Origin of the sequence: Catenulispora pinisilvae, assembly GCF_015356865.1 — a bacterium.
Lineage (GTDB): Bacteria > Actinomycetota > Actinomycetes > Streptomycetales > Catenulisporaceae > Catenulispora > Catenulispora pinisilvae.
Genome location: NZ_JAAFZA010000537.1, coordinates 1 through 890, shown reverse-complemented (window position 1 = coordinate 890; position 890 = coordinate 1). Strand labels below are relative to the sequence as shown.

Annotated in this window: 1 protein-coding gene; it reads right to left on the bottom strand. The window is 65.3% G+C overall.

The window, feature by feature from the left end:
• Window positions 1–867, bottom strand: an 867-nt coding sequence (locus IZR01_RS49355; protein ID WP_323747331.1) for a condensation domain-containing protein, incomplete at its 3' end; no start/stop codon positions are given.
• Between the last annotated feature and the right edge of the window lie 23 nt (window positions 868–890).

The following is an 890-nucleotide window of genomic DNA, read 5'->3' as shown; positions in this document are numbered from 1 at the left end:
ACCAGACAGAGCGTCTCGCCAGAAGCCGATCTGCTGGGAGTAGACACTGTCGGGGCCGTTCTCGTCGCCGAGCAGTTCCCGCTGCCACAGGGTGTAGTCCGCGTATTGCACCGGCAACGGCTCCCACTCCGGCGCCCCACCACCGACACGAGCCGTATAGGCAGCAGCCAGATCCCGTGCCAACGGGCCCAGCGACCAACCATCACCAGCAACGTGATGCACCACCGCCACCAACACGAACTCGTGCGGAGCAGGCACCAGCAGATGCGCCCGCACCGGAATCTGCGACTCCAGATCGAACGTCGAACCCACCATCACGGCAATGTCAGCGGCAACCGCCGCCGGCGAGGAGTCCCGCACCACCAGATCCGCCAGGCTCGCGAGCTGCTCAACTGGCAGCACCTGCTGGAACGGCTCACCATCGACCTGCGGAAAGACAGTCCGCAAACTCTCATGCCGGGCAAGAACATCGAGAAGAGCAGCCTTCAAAGCTCCCAGATCCAGATCACCGGACAGACGCACCACCAACGGAAGGTTGTACGTCGCCGACAGACCCTCCAACCGACTCAAGAACCACAACCGACGCTGCGCAAACGACAACGGCACCCGCTCCGGACGCACCACCGGCCGCAACGCCACACGACGCGCACCCAAGGCATCGCCGAGGCGCGCCGCGATGCCGACCACCGTCGGCGCCTCGAACAGAACTCGCAGCCCCAGCTCCACGCCCAACACCGAGCGCACCCGACTCACCAGACGAGTGGCCAGCAGCGAGTGGCCGCCGAGTGCGAAGAAGTTGTCGTCGATGGACACTGATTCCAGGCCCAGGACCTCGGCGAACAAGTCGCACAACTGCTGTTCCTGCACGGTCCGCGGCTTGCGGCCGGCAG